The sequence below is a fragment of the Caballeronia mineralivorans PML1(12) genome, from assembly GCF_001028175.1.
GTDB classification, from domain to species: domain Bacteria; phylum Pseudomonadota; class Gammaproteobacteria; order Burkholderiales; family Burkholderiaceae; genus Caballeronia; species Caballeronia mineralivorans.
The window spans coordinates 36,572-51,343 of the sequence record NZ_AEJF01000056.1 but is presented as its reverse complement, the minus strand read 5'-3'; the positions used below and the strand labels follow the sequence as shown (position 1 = coordinate 51,343).

19 protein-coding genes are annotated in these 14,772 nt (G+C 58.6%); 9 read left to right on the top strand and 10 right to left on the bottom strand.

Annotated features, from left to right (window positions below; all coding sequences use genetic code 11):
- Positions 1–296 precede the first annotated feature (296 nt).
- Entirely contained in the window at positions 297–1,259 is a 963-nt protein-coding gene (locus EOS_RS06620; RefSeq protein WP_047845800.1) for a chemotaxis protein, read from the top strand.
- Positions 1,260–1,404: 145 nt separating this feature from the next.
- Here the strand turns inward: EOS_RS06620 and EOS_RS06615 are convergent, their stop codons facing one another.
- The 3 genes from EOS_RS06615 to EOS_RS06605 form a co-directional block, all read right to left on the bottom strand.
- Complete coding sequence (locus EOS_RS06615) at positions 1,405–1,677, bottom strand: hypothetical protein (RefSeq protein ID WP_047845847.1); 273 nt, start codon at positions 1,675–1,677, stop codon at positions 1,405–1,407.
- A gap of 288 nt (positions 1,678–1,965) precedes the next feature.
- Positions 1,966–2,403 (bottom strand): response regulator, encoded by a 438-nt coding sequence (locus tag EOS_RS06610; protein ID WP_047845799.1) that lies wholly within the window; start codon positions 2,401–2,403, stop codon positions 1,966–1,968.
- Between the two features lie 180 nt (positions 2,404–2,583).
- Positions 2,584–2,916, bottom strand: coding sequence for a hypothetical protein (locus EOS_RS06605; protein ID WP_047845798.1), 333 nt, complete (start codon positions 2,914–2,916; stop codon positions 2,584–2,586).
- Positions 2,917–3,123: 207 nt separating this feature from the next.
- Here EOS_RS06605 and EOS_RS06600 point away from each other — a divergent pair, with 207 nt between their 5' ends.
- Positions 3,124–4,143, top strand: a complete 1,020-nt coding sequence (locus tag EOS_RS06600) for a transporter (RefSeq protein ID WP_047845797.1) — start codon at positions 3,124–3,126, stop codon at positions 4,141–4,143.
- Between the two features lie 85 nt (positions 4,144–4,228).
- Here the strand turns inward: EOS_RS06600 and EOS_RS06595 are convergent, their stop codons facing one another.
- Positions 4,229–4,696 (bottom strand): nuclear transport factor 2 family protein, encoded by a 468-nt coding sequence (locus EOS_RS06595; RefSeq protein WP_047845796.1) that lies wholly within the window; start codon positions 4,694–4,696, stop codon positions 4,229–4,231.
- 102 nt (positions 4,697–4,798) lie between these two features.
- Here EOS_RS06595 and EOS_RS06590 point away from each other — a divergent pair, with 102 nt between their 5' ends.
- A complete protein-coding gene (locus EOS_RS06590; protein ID WP_047845795.1) occupies positions 4,799–5,371 on the top strand; it encodes a TetR/AcrR family transcriptional regulator in 573 nt (190 codons plus the stop codon).
- Positions 5,372–5,533: 162 nt separating this feature from the next.
- On the opposite strand, the gene EOS_RS06585 is transcribed toward EOS_RS06590, so the two are convergent.
- The gene (locus EOS_RS06585; RefSeq protein WP_047845846.1) at positions 5,534–5,998 is read right to left on the bottom strand and encodes an RcnB family protein; all 465 of its coding nucleotides are present in this window, start codon (positions 5,996–5,998) and stop codon (positions 5,534–5,536) included.
- Positions 5,999–6,344: 346 nt separating this feature from the next.
- Here EOS_RS06585 and EOS_RS06580 point away from each other — a divergent pair, with 346 nt between their 5' ends.
- Together EOS_RS06580 and EOS_RS06575 are read left to right on the top strand one after the other, a co-directional pair.
- Complete coding sequence (locus tag EOS_RS06580; RefSeq protein WP_047845794.1) at positions 6,345–6,824, top strand: DUF3331 domain-containing protein; 480 nt, start codon at positions 6,345–6,347, stop codon at positions 6,822–6,824.
- A gap of 496 nt (positions 6,825–7,320) precedes the next feature.
- Entirely contained in the window at positions 7,321–7,524 is a 204-nt protein-coding gene (locus EOS_RS06575) for a hypothetical protein (protein WP_047845793.1), read from the top strand.
- A 231-nt stretch (positions 7,525–7,755) separates the two neighbouring features.
- Here the strand turns inward: EOS_RS06575 and EOS_RS06570 are convergent, their stop codons facing one another.
- Genes EOS_RS06570 through EOS_RS06560 form a run of 3 tightly spaced genes read right to left on the bottom strand, consistent with a single transcriptional unit; the run spans position 7,756 to position 9,950 of the window.
- The gene (locus EOS_RS06570; protein ID WP_047845792.1) at positions 7,756–8,253 is read right to left on the bottom strand and encodes a cupin domain-containing protein; all 498 of its coding nucleotides are present in this window, start codon (positions 8,251–8,253) and stop codon (positions 7,756–7,758) included.
- A 12-nt stretch (positions 8,254–8,265) separates the two neighbouring features.
- On the bottom strand, positions 8,266–9,027 hold the full coding sequence (locus EOS_RS06565; protein WP_047845791.1) for an ABC transporter permease: 762 nt from the start codon (positions 9,025–9,027) through the stop codon (positions 8,266–8,268).
- Positions 9,024–9,950: an ABC transporter ATP-binding protein gene (locus EOS_RS06560; RefSeq protein WP_047845845.1), complete on the bottom strand. Its 927-nt coding sequence runs from the start codon at positions 9,948–9,950 to the stop codon at positions 9,024–9,026. Before EOS_RS06560 ends, EOS_RS06565 begins: the two co-directional genes overlap by 4 nt.
- 159 nt (positions 9,951–10,109) lie before the next feature.
- Here EOS_RS06560 and EOS_RS06555 point away from each other — a divergent pair, with 159 nt between their 5' ends.
- Positions 10,110–10,538 (top strand): DUF1810 domain-containing protein, encoded by a 429-nt coding sequence (locus EOS_RS06555; protein WP_047845790.1) that lies wholly within the window; start codon positions 10,110–10,112, stop codon positions 10,536–10,538.
- Between the two features lie 104 nt (positions 10,539–10,642).
- Positions 10,643–10,909, top strand: a complete 267-nt coding sequence (locus tag EOS_RS06550) for a cupin domain-containing protein (RefSeq protein ID WP_047845789.1) — start codon at positions 10,643–10,645, stop codon at positions 10,907–10,909.
- An 83-nt stretch (positions 10,910–10,992) separates the two neighbouring features.
- Here the strand turns inward: EOS_RS06550 and oxlT are convergent, their stop codons facing one another.
- A complete protein-coding gene (gene oxlT, locus EOS_RS06545; RefSeq protein ID WP_047845788.1) occupies positions 10,993–12,297 on the bottom strand; it encodes an oxalate/formate MFS antiporter in 1,305 nt (434 codons plus the stop codon).
- Positions 12,298–12,668: 371 nt separating this feature from the next.
- Positions 12,669–13,562, bottom strand: coding sequence for a transcriptional activator NhaR (nhaR, locus tag EOS_RS06540; RefSeq protein WP_047845787.1), 894 nt, complete (start codon positions 13,560–13,562; stop codon positions 12,669–12,671).
- A 131-nt stretch (positions 13,563–13,693) separates the two neighbouring features.
- On the opposite strand from nhaR, the gene EOS_RS06535 reads away from it, so the two are divergent.
- Positions 13,694–14,014, top strand: a complete 321-nt coding sequence (locus EOS_RS06535) for a TFIIB-type zinc ribbon-containing protein (RefSeq protein WP_047845786.1) — start codon at positions 13,694–13,696, stop codon at positions 14,012–14,014.
- A gap of 73 nt (positions 14,015–14,087) precedes the next feature.
- Positions 14,088–14,564, top strand: a complete 477-nt coding sequence (locus EOS_RS06530) for a CBS domain-containing protein (protein WP_047845844.1) — start codon at positions 14,088–14,090, stop codon at positions 14,562–14,564.
- The last annotated feature ends 208 nt before the right edge of the window (positions 14,565–14,772 follow it).

Below are 14,772 nucleotides of genomic sequence, written 5' to 3'. Positions count from 1 at the left end.
TTCGGCCGACACCTCCCGAACTCGCCGGTCACCGCCGCATTCAATCCAGCGCCTTACATCCACATTACCCAGCCCATTCAAAAAGTATAGGCCAGACGCCTGCTGCGTGAACGCTGGAAAACACTGCTTTTTACGCGTCTGAGGGTCTATCCCGATGCCGCCGGACGCGTGAGCGCCCCGGCCTGAAACGGTCCCGTCATAAAGCGTCGAAAAATGCTTCAGTTTCCCGGCGTCGCGCCGCTAATCAGAAACCGGCTATTGAGAAAGCCCGGCATAAATCGATCAGGAGAATCACCTTGAGCAGTTCACAACACGATATCGAACAGCGGGTTCGACTCGCCGGCAACAACATGTTCGAACTGCTCCTGTTCCGCCTGGGCGAAGCACCGGACTCCGAACAACGCGAGCTATACGGAATTAACGTGTTCAAGGTGCGCGAAATCCTCGCGATGCCAACGATCACCGTGGTCGCCGGCGCAAACGAGGAGATTCTCGGCGTAGCCGATATCCGCGGTCAGATCATCCCCGTCATCGACCTGGCGAAAGTCACGGGCTGCCGGCCGAAAAACGGTCCGAAGATCCTGCTGGTTACGGAATTCGCGCGCACGACGCAAGGTTTCGCCGTCGAGGAAGTCGACGACATCGTGCGGCTGGAATGGAATCAGGTTTTGTCGGCGGAATCGCATTCGAGCGGAGGCACCGTGACGAGTTTCGCGCGCCTCGATGGCAACGTGGACGGCTCGCGGCTCGCGCAAGTGCTCGACGTCGAACAGATTCTGCGCGACGTCTTGCCCTCGACGGAAGTGGAGATCAACGAATCGAGCACCGGCCGGCTGATTCTGAAACCCGGCACCAAGGTGCTGGCTGCAGATGATTCCGGTGTCGCTCGCAGCCTGATCGCGCAAAGCCTGAACGCGATGGGCGTGTCGTTCATCATGACCAAAAGCGGCCAGGAAGCGTGGAATGTGCTGGAAGACTTGCAGCGCAAGGCGGAAAAGCACGGCGGTTGTGCCGCCGATGAAATCGCGCTCGTGCTGACCGACCTGGAAATGCCGGAAATGGACGGGTTCACGCTGACACGCCGAATCAAGGCGAACGCCGGCATGCAAGCGATTCCAGTCGTGATCCACTCGTCGCTGTCGGGGTCTGCGAACGAGGAGCACGTGCGCAAGGTGGGCGCGAACGCTTACGTCGCCAAGTTCGCCGCGGGGGAACTGGCGACCGTGATGCGCGACGCGCTCAAGCTGACGGGCACCTGAAGCGGTCTTTCTCCACGCTTCACACACTGACACAAACGCCCGCTGAACTTTCGTTCAGCGGGCGTTTGTGCGTTACCCGGTCATCAAGCTTGGCGCGTTCACGACGGCACGCGTGCTGCCGGCCGTGCGCGTAGGAGCTCGAAAATTACTGGCCGAAGAAAACAGCTTCCGACTTGTTGGTGCGATCGTGGTTGCTCGAACCCGATTGCGACACCGAAGTCTTCGCGCCACCGTAAGCGTTCACGTCAGCGTTGTTGTTTTGAGCAGCGATCGTTTCCGTGTTCATGCCTTGTTGCGAAGCCGGCGCGCCGACCAGCGGCCGATACGAAGGCGCCGGGCCGTAGCCGCTGGCAAATGCCGGAACAGCGATAGAAGCGGTAGCGGCGATAAGTAACGATGCGAGAAGATTCTTGTTCATGATGAGCTCCGATATACGTTGGACGTTCGACTGGTTCATAAGGCGTCGCAGCAATCAAACTTGGTGTCGGGGCTGCTTCGTCGATGGAATTCAGTGTATACCCCTACTATCGGTTTTTTATCCCCATAAACTTCAATACACTTTTCGGGATAGACCAATAATAGGATGGCGTCCGCATCGGCTAGAAACGGCGCGCGCGAGCCTGTAAAAGGCTCACGCGGAAGCTGAGGTAAGAAAGATTTTTGGGGGTCGAAACCTGTTGAAACCAACTAATTTTCGATCAGGCAATCAGTGAACCTGGACGAGCCGGCTGATCAGGCCCACCAGTACACCGGGCGCGTTGCCCTTCTGGCAGTAACCATCGAACCCTGCGTGGAGGCCTTTCGAGCGCACGTAATCCTCTCCCAACGCCGTAAACGCAATGATTCCAGCATTTCGAGTGGGAGAAATCCGGCGCAGAACCCGCGCGGTCGCAAAACCGTCGTGCTCCGGCATGCTGATGTCGAGTACCACGACGTGCGGCACCCAGCCATCAATAGCCTGCAGCGCGTCCACGCCGCTCAGTACATAACGCGCGTCGCAACCGTCCGCGCTCAGCGCCGCGGCCAGGCCCTCGGCGCTGGCCGCGTTATCGTCGACAACCAGGATTCGCCAGCGCTCGGCATCGGCGTTAACGTTCCGGTTGGTCCACAACACGCAGCTTGAAGTAGAAGAAACTGAAACCATGGCCGCTCAGAATTATGCATGTGCAGCAAAACCAGCATTTTCCGCGCCATGCTGGGCACCTGTTGCGAGCGGCTTGTGTCGGCGTAGTGAAAAAAACCGCCAGATCTCTTGTCTGATAAAGCCTGACGCACTTAAAACCGGCGCCGCGCCGGCTTGCCTGGACAGCGGATCGGCCAAGCTTCAGGCTTTGGTTTTGGCTTTTTTGCCGGAAGATTCGTCCGTCGAGCGTAGTTTTGCATTCGCCGATACCAGCAGATCCGCATCGACCTGATGCAACGCATGTTCAAGCCCGTCCAGCGCCTCGCGCAAGGTGCGCTTTTGCGTCTTGTTCAGCGGCTGCGGCCCGACTTCCGTCACCAGCTTCGCTTCCTTTTCCAGCCGCTTCAGCAATTTGGTACCCAGACGGCTGTCGATGGCCTGCTCGCCCAGCAATTCGACGATGCTCGTCGCGAGCCGCGTCAGTCCATCTGCCGTGGTTTGCGTAGGTTCGTCCTGCTCGACGCGATCTTCCATATGTGTGTCCCCGATGAAGCGAAAAGGGTCGGGCTGCGCCCGACAGCCTTCTCGCGCCGCGCGAGTCTACCCAGAGGGCGTGACAGCCAAAAGTAATTTCAATGTCACGCGGCATTTCTCCAACAGTAACGTAAATCCGGACGACCGTCGCTTGATTCCAGTTGCGCGGCAGAGACAATCGAAGTCCAAATTACCTTTCAATTGCCGATGACCACTGCCCTACCCTACGCCTCCGACTTTTCCGGCATTGTGTGTGGCTTTCGTTTCGCGCCAGACTCGGCCGGCGTTCCGATCGATTCCTCCGGCGCGCTGGAGTGGCTGGCGCAATCCACCGCAGAATGTGCTGCAGACGATTTTGTCTGGCTGCACTTCGACTTGGCGAACGGCGCAAGCGAACGCTGGATGCGCACGCAGCTCGACCTGCCGGACGCCTTCTTCGAAACCCTGCGCGAAGGCTCCCATTCCACGCGGATCGAACATCAGGAGGGCGCGCTGCTCGCCGTCATCAACGACGTGATGTTCAATTTCGACATAACGCCGTCCGAGATCGCGACGTTATGGGTCTACACCCGCGAAAAACTGCTCGTCACCGCGCGGCTAAAACCGTTGCGCTCCATCGATACGCTGCGGGAATCCGTACGCAGCGGCGAAGTATTCCGGTCGACGGCTGAACTACTCATTCATCTGCTGCGTGACCAGGCCGATCTGCTTGTACAGATCGTGCGGCGCACGAGCATTGATATCGACCAGATAGAAGACCGTTTTCTTTCGATGCGCTCCCCCGCTACCCGTTCGGAACTCGGTGCGTCGCGGCGTGTGCTCGTGCGCTTGCAGCGTTTGCTCGCGCCCGAACCTGGATCGATTTTCCGGTTGCTGGCACGGCCGCCACGCTGGCTGCAAACGCTCGACCTGCAGGATCTGCGCGATGCCACCGAGGAATTTTCGCTGGTGCTGGGCGATCTGGCCGGGCTCGTCGAACGCATCAAGCTGCTGCAGGAAGAGATCGCCGCGCGTATGGACGAGCAGAGCAACCGCACGCTTTTCACGCTGACGCTGGTCACCGTGCTGGCGCTGCCGATCAATATAGTTGCCGGCATTTTTGGCATGAATGTCGGCGGGATTCCGCTCGCCGAAAACAAGCATGGTTTCTGGGTGATGATGGCGATCGTCGCAAGCTTCACCGTGCTGGCGGGATGGTGGGCTTTTCACCGGCGGCGAGGCCGATAGCGTTCCGGCAGTCAATCGATGCAATTCGTCTTCGTGAGGTATGAAGAGACAGCGAAGATCGATGAGACTGCCGGCCATGCTCCAATCAAAAACCCAGGTCGCTCAAGCCCGGATGATCGTCCGGACGCCGGCCCAGCGGCCAGTGATATTTCCGCTCCGACTCCTTGATTGGCAAATCGTTGATGCTCGCGTGCCGAAAGGTCATCAAGCCCGCTTCATTGAACTCCCAGTTCTCGTTGCCGTAGCTGCGGAACCAGTTTTTCGAATCATCGTGCCATTCGTAGGCAAAGCGCACTGCAATCCGCGATCCAGTGAACGCCCATAGTTCCTTGATCAGCCGATAGTCGAGTTCACGCGCCCACTTGCGAGCGAGGAACGCCTCCGCTTCTGCACGTCCCGACACAAACTCCGCGCGGTTACGCCAGCGCGTGTCTTCGCTGTAGGCCAGCGCGACGCGCTTCGGGTCGCGGGAATTCCAGCCGTCTTCCGCGAGACGGACCTTTTGCCGGGCAGTTTCGGCATCGAATGGCGGGAACGGCGGTTTGCTTTCCATGACGTTTCCTTTTTGATCGTGGATCGTTAATTGGAGGTAGACAATTCTGTCTACCTCGCCACTCTAGCGTAGGGAGACAGACCTGTCTACAATAACGACATCATGGATATAAACACTCCCACCGCAGACCTCTCACCCGCCGAGCGCATTCTCGTCACCGCTCACGCGCTGTTCTATCGCGACGGCATTCGCGCGACCGGAATCGATCGTGTGATTGCGGAATCGGGCGTCGCCAAGAAGACGTTTTATCGCTACTATCCGGCGAAAAACGATCTGATCGTGGCGTTTCTGGAATATCGGCATCGCAACTGGATGACGTGGTTCGAAGACGCGGTCCTGCGTCATGGCGCAAATGCGGATGCACTGGTCCCGGCGCTGGCGGAATGGTTCGAGAGCGATGTGTATCGCGGCTGTGCGTTCATCAACGCAGTGGTGGAAGTGGGTGGGACCTTGCCCGAAGCCGTCGATATCTCACGACGTCACAAGCTGGACATGGCCGCAGTCATCAGGACGCTGTTGCCGGCATCGTCGAGAACCGCGAAGGCCGATGCGCGAGCATTGGCGATGGCGGTGGACGGAGCCATCGTGGGCGCGCAGTTCGAAGACTCGCCCGAGGTGGCGTTGAAGTCACTGGCGCGCGTGGTCAAAGCCATTACCGATACCGCGAAAGTTTAGGCAGCGGTAGCGGTTTCACGGCCTGTGCAGAAACGTCACCGCGCAATCCATAGCGCTTGACCCGCAAAAAACGAGGCCGGTCCAACTCGCATTGGACCGGCCTCGCTGTCTCGACTCGCGGTTTCCCCCGCTATGTGAGCGGTCCGCGAATACCGGTTGCAGTTATCGTCCGTTGCTCAGCACGATCTGCGCGATCACGCCTGTCGCGATAGCCGCGAGCACGTAGTCGCCGTTTACGCCCACCCAGTGGTAGCCGCGCGGGGGCTGATGCAATCCGTAGCCGCGATAATCCTCGACCACATACTGGCGATCACGATAATCGTCCGGCAAGCGGTCACCGCGGCGCCAGTCGTGCGGACCGTCGCCGTGCGCGTAATCGGGGCCGTGTCCCCGACCGTTGTCCGCGTGCATCGGCGGACGGCCGTTGTCGTGATGCTGGCCGCCTTGCTGGCCGTGATTCTGATCCTGATGACCGCCGCCATTGTGGCCTTGCATGCCAGGGCCACCTGGGCGTTGTTGTTGTCCGCCGTGATTGTCGTCGCCACCGGGACCGTTTTCAGCGAACGCTGCCGATGTCAAACCCAAGCTAGTAAACAGCAATGCAGCAGCAATATGACTTTTCTTCACGAATACCTCGTTCAACGTTGTAGGTGCGCCGCTAGTATGAACCACGCAAGTTGCAATTCACGACTTGTGGCCAAAGTTGACACCTTACGTAACCTATACATTCCTTGTCGCGCCAACATTGTGTCCTCCCTGCTTTCGCGCCAATCCTCGCCCCTATCGATGTCATTAAAACGTTCAATGAAACGCAAATATGATTTCCGCTGCGGCGCAACATCCCGGAAAGCCTTATTGAATAACGCACTGATGCGATTATTCGCGCTGATAAGACAGTGTATTCACCTTAACGCTATTTATCGGAACTGGCTGATTGCGTAAGTTCGATCATGAACCATGCCAGGAACGAACCATGACAGCGTTAGCGAGAAGCGCGGACCCGTGGCTGCAAACGGTCCGCTCATTGACAGCGACCCACAACGGCGGCGGAGAACCTGCACCGCAGCAAAAGGCCGCGCACCCGTTTCTAGAGCGGCTCACGCGAGCGTGGGAGCGTGATCATCCGCGCGCAACGTCTCCGCGGTCACCGCAATCGCCACGGCCATTTCCTGAAGCTGTTGTGCGCGTGATCGAGCGGCCGAGCAGCGCGACAGCGATTGTCTACTGGTCCGACGCCGCGACCTGCCACTATGGCTATCAGGGCTGGCGCGTTACCACGGCCACAACAGACGGCGCCTGCGCACTCACCGGCGCAGCCATTCACCGAGGCGACTCGGTGTATCGGCCGTCGCAGCGCGATCCGAAACCGCAAAACGCATCGGCGATGATTCTTGCGGCTTCCATGCCACAGGACGAGACGAGCGACGCTGATTTGCAAGACCAGCACGCCTGATAGCTTGGTCGAGCACGCTTGGATGGTCAAAAAGCGCGACCGCACCATGCGGTCGCGCTTTCCATTATGTGAAACAGATCCACCGTGTGCCCACATTGAGAAAGTGCTTTAACTTTTTGCGCCAAGCGTAATGCTCAAGCGAAAAGCGTAAGGCTGTGTCGACTCTCACCCTGCGCCGGCAACGGCGTCTATCCTGACCGGCGCTTTCAGGCCTCCTCCGCACGCGCTTTCTGCAAGGGCAAGTTTCAAGCCAAAGTCTGCGCTGCACGCTGATACAGCCTGCATTGTTTCATAAGCCAGAAGTACGAATCCCCCATCACGACGCTATTAAACTGTAGAGCCGCGCTTTCATTGCAGGGTGCGCAACACGGCCAGAGGCGAGCGGCCCGCCCGCCGTTCCAGTCGTGCACCGAAAAGCGCCAAGAGTCGTAAATCTGTCACGGCAGTTCCGTAGCATCGCAGTCTCCCGCCGCTCCATCACTGCAAGGAGTTCATCGTGAAGAGTTATCAAGCGCAGCGCGTCGAAGCCAGAGACACCATCCGGTCCGCAGACACAGCGTACGAAGCGCCGATGCGCCGCGAATCGCAAGAAGCGCGTGCACAAGCGGATCAGGACGTCTATGGCGATTCACTCGACATTCCGCTGAATCACGGCGGTATGATGGATGCCGTCCGCGACGCAGTCCGGGCCAATCTATAATAGAAGCGTGAAAAAGCGGCGCCTCAGAAATGAGAGCGCCGCTTTTTTTGTCGCTGCGTTTTAACGTTTGCTTGCGTTGCCTGGTCAGCGCGAGAGGACGTTCATCATGCTGATGACTATTGCTGCAACTCGCCGCAACGTTCCGTATGCGTGGGCACCGCATTACCGCGCACGCCGCACGCCGCACGCCGCACGCCGCACGCCGCACGCCGCACGCTCAAGGCTTTATCCTCACCTCACCGCCGGGCCCAGCCGCCTGATCACGCCCTCGTGCTGTGGATACGCTTTTGCCAGCGCCGCGACATCGGCGAGTTCGAACTCGCTGAATTCGAAACCCGGCGCCACCGTGCATCCCACCAGTGCGAACGCCGACTGATCGCATAGTTCAGCCGCAAACCACTGCCCCGCCGGAACGACCGCCTGAAACACGGCGTCGGCATGCGTCAGCGCGTTGCCCAGCCGATGCGTGAGCAACTGGCCGGCGGTATCGATGACATGGATATCGATTGGCTCGCCTGCATAGAAATGCCACACCTCGTCCGAGCGGATCCGATGCCACGCCGAATGTGCGCCGTCGCAAAGCATGTAGTAGATCGCCGTCGATGCCGACCGCGTCGCGCCCGGTGAAGCCTCGCGCGTGACGTTTTTCGCGCCGCGAAAGGTCTCGCGGAAATAGCCGCCTTCCGGATGCGGCTGAAGCCCGAATCGTTCGATCAACACGTCACGCATCACCCACGCTCCCTATGATTTCAGCCTGTAGCCTGTCTTGAAGATCCACGCGACCACGCCGATAAACACCGCGAGAAATACCAGCGTCATGATGAGGCTGATCTCGACGCTGACGTCGGCGGTACCGTAGAAACTCCAGCGAAAGCCGCTGATCAGATACACCACCGGGTTGAACAGCGCGACGGCTTTCCAGAATGGCGGCAGGATATCGATGGAATAAAAACTTCCGCCGAGGAACGTCAACGGCGTGATGATCAACAGCGGAATCACCTGCAGCTTCTCGAACCCGTCCGCCCAGATGCCGATGATAAAACCCAGCAGGCTGAACGTCACCGCCGTCAGCAGCAGGAACACGATCATCCAGAACGGGTGATCGACGTGCAGCGGCACGAACAAGCGTGCAGTCGCGAGAATGATGAGGCCGAGGATGATCGACTTGGTGGCGGCCGCGCCAACGTAGCTCAGCACGATCTCCAGATACGACACCGGCGCCGACAGCAGTTCGTAGATGGTCCCGGTGAACCTGGGAAAATAGATGCCGAACGACGCGTTGGACACACTCTGCGTCAGCAGCGACAACATCACGAGCCCCGGCACGATGAACGCACCGTAACTCACGCCGTTCACCTCGGGAATGCGCGACCCGATCGCCGCGCCGAACACCACGAAATACAGCGACGTCGAGATCACCGGCGAGATGATGCTGCCCATGATGGTGCGCCAGGTGCGCGCCATTTCGAATATATAGATCGCGCGGATGGCGTGAATATTCATTTCTTCTCTCCGACCAGGCTCACGAAAATGTCTTCCAGCGAGCTTTGCGTCGTTTGCAGGTCCTTGAACTTGACGCCGTTATCGGCGAGATCTTTCAACAGCGTAATGATGCGTCCCGGTTCGTCCTTCGCGTCGTAGGTGTAGGTAAGTTCGTTGCCGTCGGCGGACAGGTCGAGGCGGTAAGCATTCAAGCCGTCGGGAATCCGCTCGATCTCGTCTTCCAGCTGCAGCGCGAGTTTCTTCTGGCCCAGCTTGCGCATCAGTTCGGCTTTTTCCTCGACCAGGATGATCTCGCCGCGGCTGATCACGCCGATCCGGTCGGCCATTTCCTCTGCTTCATCGATGTAATGCGTCGTCAGGATGATCGTCACGCCGCTCGCTTTCAGGCCGCGCACGAGATTCCACATATCGCGTCGCAGTTCGACGTCGACCCCCGCAGTGGGTTCGTCGAGGAACAGGATTTCCGGCTCGTGCGCGAGCGCTTTGGCAATCAGCACACGGCGTTTCATGCCGCCCGACAGCGTGACCAGCTTGTTGTCCTTCTTGTCCCACAGCGACAGCGATTTCAGCACTTTTTCGATGTGCGCTGGATTCGGCGGCTTGCCGAACAGGCCACGGCTGAATGAAACGGTCGCCCAGACGGACTCGAAGGCGTCGGTGGTGAGCTCCTGCGGCACGAGGCCGATCATCGCGCGCGCCGCCCGGTAGTCGGAGATAATGCCGTGACCGTTGACGCGCACCGTGCCTTCCGTGGGATTCACAATGCCGCACACAATGCTGATCAGCGTGGTTTTACCGGCGCCGTTCGGCCCGAGCAATGCGAAGATTTCGCCACGGCGAATACCGAGCGTGACGTTTTTCAGCGCCTTAAAGCCGGACGCGTAGCTCTTCGAGAGATTCGAGATTTCGATGATGTTTTGCATGGCCGTGAAGATAGCAGAAAGCGGCATATCGTTCGCAGACGGCCGGGATTGCAAGTGGGCCCGCGTTGCCGCCGAACGCGACGGAAACGTAGCGGGAACGTGGCTTGCAGCGCTTTCCGGCAAGATCCAGCAAGACCCAGCAAGACCCCGGAGGCCGCCATGACCGATCCTGATCCTTTTAATTTGCAGCGTTTTATCGATGCCCAGGACCCGCTGTTCGAAACGGTGACGGCCGAGCTCGCGGCCGGCAAAAAACGCACGCACTGGATGTGGTTCGTGTTTCCGCAGATCCAGGGATTGGGCCACAGCGAGATGGCGCGCCGGTACGCGATTTCATCGGTGGATGAGGCGCGGGCGTACCTCGAGCATTCCGTGCTCGGCGAGCGTTTGCTGGTGCTTACGCAGATCGTGAACACGCTCGAAGGCCGCTCGGTAGAGCAGATTTTCGGTTACCCCGACGACCTGAAATTCCATTCATCGATGACGCTTTTTGCCCACGCCGCCCGCGACAAGACACCATTTGAAACGGCGTTGAACATGTATTTCGGTGGGGAGCCGGATCCGGGAACGGTCGCGCGGCTGACGTAAGGACATAAGGACGTAAGCGGGAAGTTGCTCCCGACGAAACATTACAATTCGCGCCGACGCTTATATTAGTGGATGAGGAAAGCCCGGAGAAAAGGGGAACGATCATGGAACGCGACGATTTCATCGAAATGCTCGCACGCGAGGGTTTTCAGACAACCGTGCTGGTGGAGCGCGAAGCCGGCGCGTTTCTCGACGACCACGCACATTCGTTCGAAGCCAAGGCACTGATTCTTGAAGGTGAATTGACGCTGCGCATCGCCGATAAGGAAACGCGCTATCAGGCAGGCGATGTGTTCCATCTGAAAGCGAACGAAACACATAGCGAGCGTTACGGCCCCGAAGGCGTCTGTTATCTCGTCGGCAGGAAATAACGAACGACCGACTTCATCGCCGGCCATTCTTCATTGGAAACGAGCAAGGCTTAACGACACATTGGCTTCTGCCAGCCGCCGCGTCACTCCTTCAAGACCGAACCAAACGGCATGTCGACTGCCGCCGATGCGTGTTTCTGCCTGTGAGCCTGCCGCATCGGCTTGAGCACGAATAGCGCGAGCAGTGCCGACGCCGCGGCCATACCCGACGCCAGCATGAACACCGCGTGCCAACTACCGGTCGCCGCGGTAATCACGCTGCTGAACGGCACGAGCAAGGCTGCCGTCCCCTTCGCCGTGTAGAGCAGGCCCGCATTGGTCGCTGCGAATTTTGGCCCGAACGTATCGCCGCAAGTGGCCGGAAAGAGGCTGTAGATTTCGCCCCAGGCGAAAAAAACAATGCCCGTCAGCACCACGAACGCCACCGGGCTCTGCCCATATTTCGACAGCAGCAAGATGCCGATCGCCTCGATGGCGAACGCCATGAACATCGTGTTCTCGCGGCCGATGCGATCCGAGATCCAACCGAAGAAAGGCCGGGTCAACCCGTTGAGAACCCGGTCGATAGTCAGCGCGAACGTGAGCGCAGGCAATGTCAGACCGAGCAGCGAAACAGGCGAGTCATGCAGGCCGAAGTCCTTCGCAATGGGACCCAGTTGTGCAGTAGCCATCAAGCCGCCGGCCGCCATCATGACGAACATGAGGTACATGACCCAGAAGATAGGTGAGCTCACGACCTGCCTCGGCGTCGCGTTGTAGACCGCGCTCTTCAAGGCGCTCTTGACCGATGCCAGCAGGCTGGCCGGCGGTGCGAACAATGCCATCCCGAGCAAGAACACGACGAGCCCCTGCCCAAGACCGAACCACAGGAAGGTGGCTTCGTAACCGCTGCTCTTGATCATGTGCGCGATCGGCACGACGGTTGCGGCCGACCCCGCGCCGAAACCGGCCGCTGTGATACCGGCAGCCAGACCGCGGCGAGTGGGGAACCACTTCAGCGCGTTGCCGACACACGTGCCATACACGGCGCCCGCGCCGACGCCGCCGACAGCTGCCGCGAAGTACAACATCGGCAACGATTCGGCAACCGAATTAAGCACCCATGCAATGGCGCAAAGCAAGCCGCCCGCCACCACGACCGGACGCGGACCGTACTTGTCGACGAGATAACCTTCGATAGGAACCAGCCAGGTTTCCGTCACCACGAAGATCGTGAACGCTACCTGAATCGCCGCGCGGCCCCAGTGATGCTTTTCATCAATTGGATTCACAAACAGGGTCCAGCCGTACTGCATGTTCGCGATCATGGCCATGCAGATCACGCCGAACACGAGCTGCACCCATGGCGACGCTAGCCGCGACGCTCCCACCTGGCGATTCGTTTCCATCACTGTCTCCTTGGCATTCGCTGCCTTGTATTCGGGACGCCGAATGGACGTCTCCGTCATCGCCTGCCTCTGGTTTCAGATGGCGATGGAATGAATGATATGTGATATATCAAGTAAGTAAAACGAAAGAATTGACAGGGTTTTTACCAGATCGGGTTAATACCGAAAGAAATATGAAAGTAATTTTCCGATTGTCACGCAGGGAAAAAAAAAGCCCGCAGGCAAGCCTGGCGGGCAGAGGCGTGATGCGTGACATGGCAGTCCGCAACACGTATAGCATTTATAGATGAAAGTTAAACGTAATGTAAGGTTTTTTTATTCGCGGATTGGAAATGCGCGGCCGTGGAAGATCGAACGTTTGAGGTTTGGCCTTACACATTGAACAGTTTGCTTCGCGCCGTGCTCATGATCGACGAGATGGCGGGATGGCTGATCCGCCGTTCGATGGAGATGGCGAAGAACTCTTCAACGATGGTATCGATGTGCCCGACCTCGATCAAACCGTGCTCACGTCTGAGTTGTGCCGCCAGGACCGTTGGCGCGAAAAGCACGCCGCGCCCTTCGCGGCCGAACGCGAGGGTCAGCGCGCTGTCGTCGAATTCTCCGACAATGCGCGGCGATATCGTGCGCGACTTCAGCCAGTGATCGAGCTTCCTTCGGACTGCTGACTCTGTGCCGGGCAACAGCACCGGCATGTCGCTTAGCGACGCGGGAAATGCCTTGGCGGCGCGTGCCGCCAAGGCTTTCGGTGCAAAGCAACTGAGCGTCGAGCGGCCAAGCGAATGATTGAATGCCTTCACGTTCACGTCGGGCGGGATCGGCGCATCGGCAATAATCAGATCCAGCCGATGCACAGCCAGTTGCGACAGCAGCGCATGCAGCTTGCCCTCATGACAAATCAGCCGCAGTGAATCCGACAGGTTCAATGCCGGCTCGAGCAACCGATAAGCCACCGTCTTCGGAACCGAATCCGCGACCCCAACGCGCAGTTGCGTCCTCGCGGCTTCCTTCTCCTGCCTGACCGCGCTTTCCAGTTCGGCGCCCAGCGAAAAAATTTCGTCAGCGTAATCAAGCGCGAGCCGGCCCGCATCCGTCAGTTCGAGATTGCGGCCACTCTTCTTGAAGAGTTTTTTATTGAGCGCGTCTTCAAGCAGTTTGATCTGACCGCTCAGGGTTTGAGGCGTGATGTGCAACTGCGTGCCGGCACGCGCAATGCCGCCCGCATGCGCCGCGGCCCAGAAATAATACAAATGCTTGAAGTTCATTCATGCCCTCGCCGCAACGATGAAACCATCGGTTTTCTCGAAGTATCGACACCTAAAATACGAATTTTACATTAAGCCTACATCCGATACATTAAGGCTTCGCTAAGGTGTTTGAAGAAGGAGGCAAGGCAATGAAATGTCCAGTGTGCAAGACGCCGGATCTGCTGATAGCGGATCGCCAGGGCATAGAGATCGACTATTGCGCGGCCTGTCGCGGCGTGTGGCTGGATCGTGGTGAACTCGACAAACTAATCGAGCGCGCGGCAGGCGAATCTGCTCCGCAACCGGTAGCGGCTCTGGCGAGTACGAGGGCCGAGCGTCGCCATGATGAAAGGCGGCACTACAACGACCATGATCGTCGCCACGGTCACAGCGACGACGATTATCGCGACCGGCGTTATCCGTACAAAAAGAAGAAGTCGCTTCTCGGTGACCTGTTCGACTTTGACTGACGAATGACGAGTGCAGCAGATGCAAATGCACCACGAGCAGCCGCTCAAACCTATTTCTTGATTGAGGCACATGATGACAACAGTCGCGCAATTGCTGAGTTCGAAAACAGATCAGACATTTCATACAATCGAGGCATCGGCAAGTGTCTTCGATGCCATCAAGCTGATGGCCTATAAACAAATCGGCGCACTCGTGGTCACGTCCGGGGAGCACATCACCGGCATCGTGACCGAGCGTGACTATGCCCGCAAGATCGTGTTGCACGACCGATCGTCAAAAGAGACGCCGGTCGGTGAGGTCATGTCGAAAGCCATCCGCTACGTTCGCCTGAATCAAACGACGGACGAATGCATGGCGCTCATGACGGAAAACCGGATACGTCATCTTCCGGTTATCGACGGCGGATTGCTGATCGGCATGGTGTCGATTGGCGATCTCGTCAAGAACCTGATCGCCGAGCAACAATTTACGATCACCCAGTTGGAACACTACATTCGCGGCAACAGCCACGCGGAATCCGTGAGGGAAGTCGCGGCGGTTCCGATGTAAAACGCGGTGGGCTGAAGCTCGTGCTTGCCGTATGCCGGATGCTTACGAGCTCTCCCCCAGATACGCCGCCTTCATCGGCAGTCATTCTTCAACTGCTCTGCCGGACCGTGCGCCGCCACGCGTCCGTTCTCGAGGATCTACCCGACCGCACGGCGCGTGCTGGCGTGTGCGCTCGTCACGGCCGGCGCGGTTTTGATCCGCATTTCAG

Excerpts from the sequence above, each read along its gene's own strand:
- EOS_RS06605 (WP_047845798.1), bottom strand. The coding sequence starts at position 2,916 with ATGGAAGATCGCGTCGAGCAGGACGAACCTACGCAAACCACGGCAGAT.
- oxlT (WP_047845788.1), bottom strand. The coding sequence starts at position 12,297 with ATGGAAACGAATCGCCAGGTGGGAGCGTCGCGGCTAGCGTCGCCATGG.
- EOS_RS06600 (WP_047845797.1), top strand. The coding sequence starts at position 3,124 with ATGACCACTGCCCTACCCTACGCCTCCGACTTTTCCGGCATTGTGTGT.
- EOS_RS06535 (WP_047845786.1), top strand. The coding sequence starts at position 13,694 with ATGAAATGTCCAGTGTGCAAGACGCCGGATCTGCTGATAGCGGATCGC.
- EOS_RS06615 (WP_047845847.1), bottom strand. The coding sequence starts at position 1,677 with ATGAACAAGAATCTTCTCGCATCGTTACTTATCGCCGCTACCGCTTCT.
- nhaR (WP_047845787.1), bottom strand. The coding sequence starts at position 13,562 with ATGAACTTCAAGCATTTGTATTATTTCTGGGCCGCGGCGCATGCGGGC.
- EOS_RS06590 (WP_047845795.1), top strand. The coding sequence starts at position 4,799 with ATGGATATAAACACTCCCACCGCAGACCTCTCACCCGCCGAGCGCATT.
- EOS_RS06565 (WP_047845791.1), bottom strand. The coding sequence starts at position 9,027 with ATGAATATTCACGCCATCCGCGCGATCTATATATTCGAAATGGCGCGC.
- EOS_RS06550 (WP_047845789.1), top strand. The coding sequence starts at position 10,643 with ATGGAACGCGACGATTTCATCGAAATGCTCGCACGCGAGGGTTTTCAG.
- EOS_RS06580 (WP_047845794.1), top strand. The coding sequence starts at position 6,345 with ATGACAGCGTTAGCGAGAAGCGCGGACCCGTGGCTGCAAACGGTCCGC.
- EOS_RS06560 (WP_047845845.1), bottom strand. The coding sequence starts at position 9,950 with ATGCAAAACATCATCGAAATCTCGAATCTCTCGAAGAGCTACGCGTCC.
- EOS_RS06570 (WP_047845792.1), bottom strand. The coding sequence starts at position 8,253 with ATGCGTGACGTGTTGATCGAACGATTCGGGCTTCAGCCGCATCCGGAA.
- EOS_RS06595 (WP_047845796.1), bottom strand. The coding sequence starts at position 4,696 with ATGGAAAGCAAACCGCCGTTCCCGCCATTCGATGCCGAAACTGCCCGG.
- EOS_RS06555 (WP_047845790.1), top strand. The coding sequence starts at position 10,110 with ATGACCGATCCTGATCCTTTTAATTTGCAGCGTTTTATCGATGCCCAG.
- EOS_RS06610 (WP_047845799.1), bottom strand. The coding sequence starts at position 2,403 with ATGGTTTCAGTTTCTTCTACTTCAAGCTGCGTGTTGTGGACCAACCGG.
- EOS_RS06530 (WP_047845844.1), top strand. The coding sequence starts at position 14,088 with ATGACAACAGTCGCGCAATTGCTGAGTTCGAAAACAGATCAGACATTT.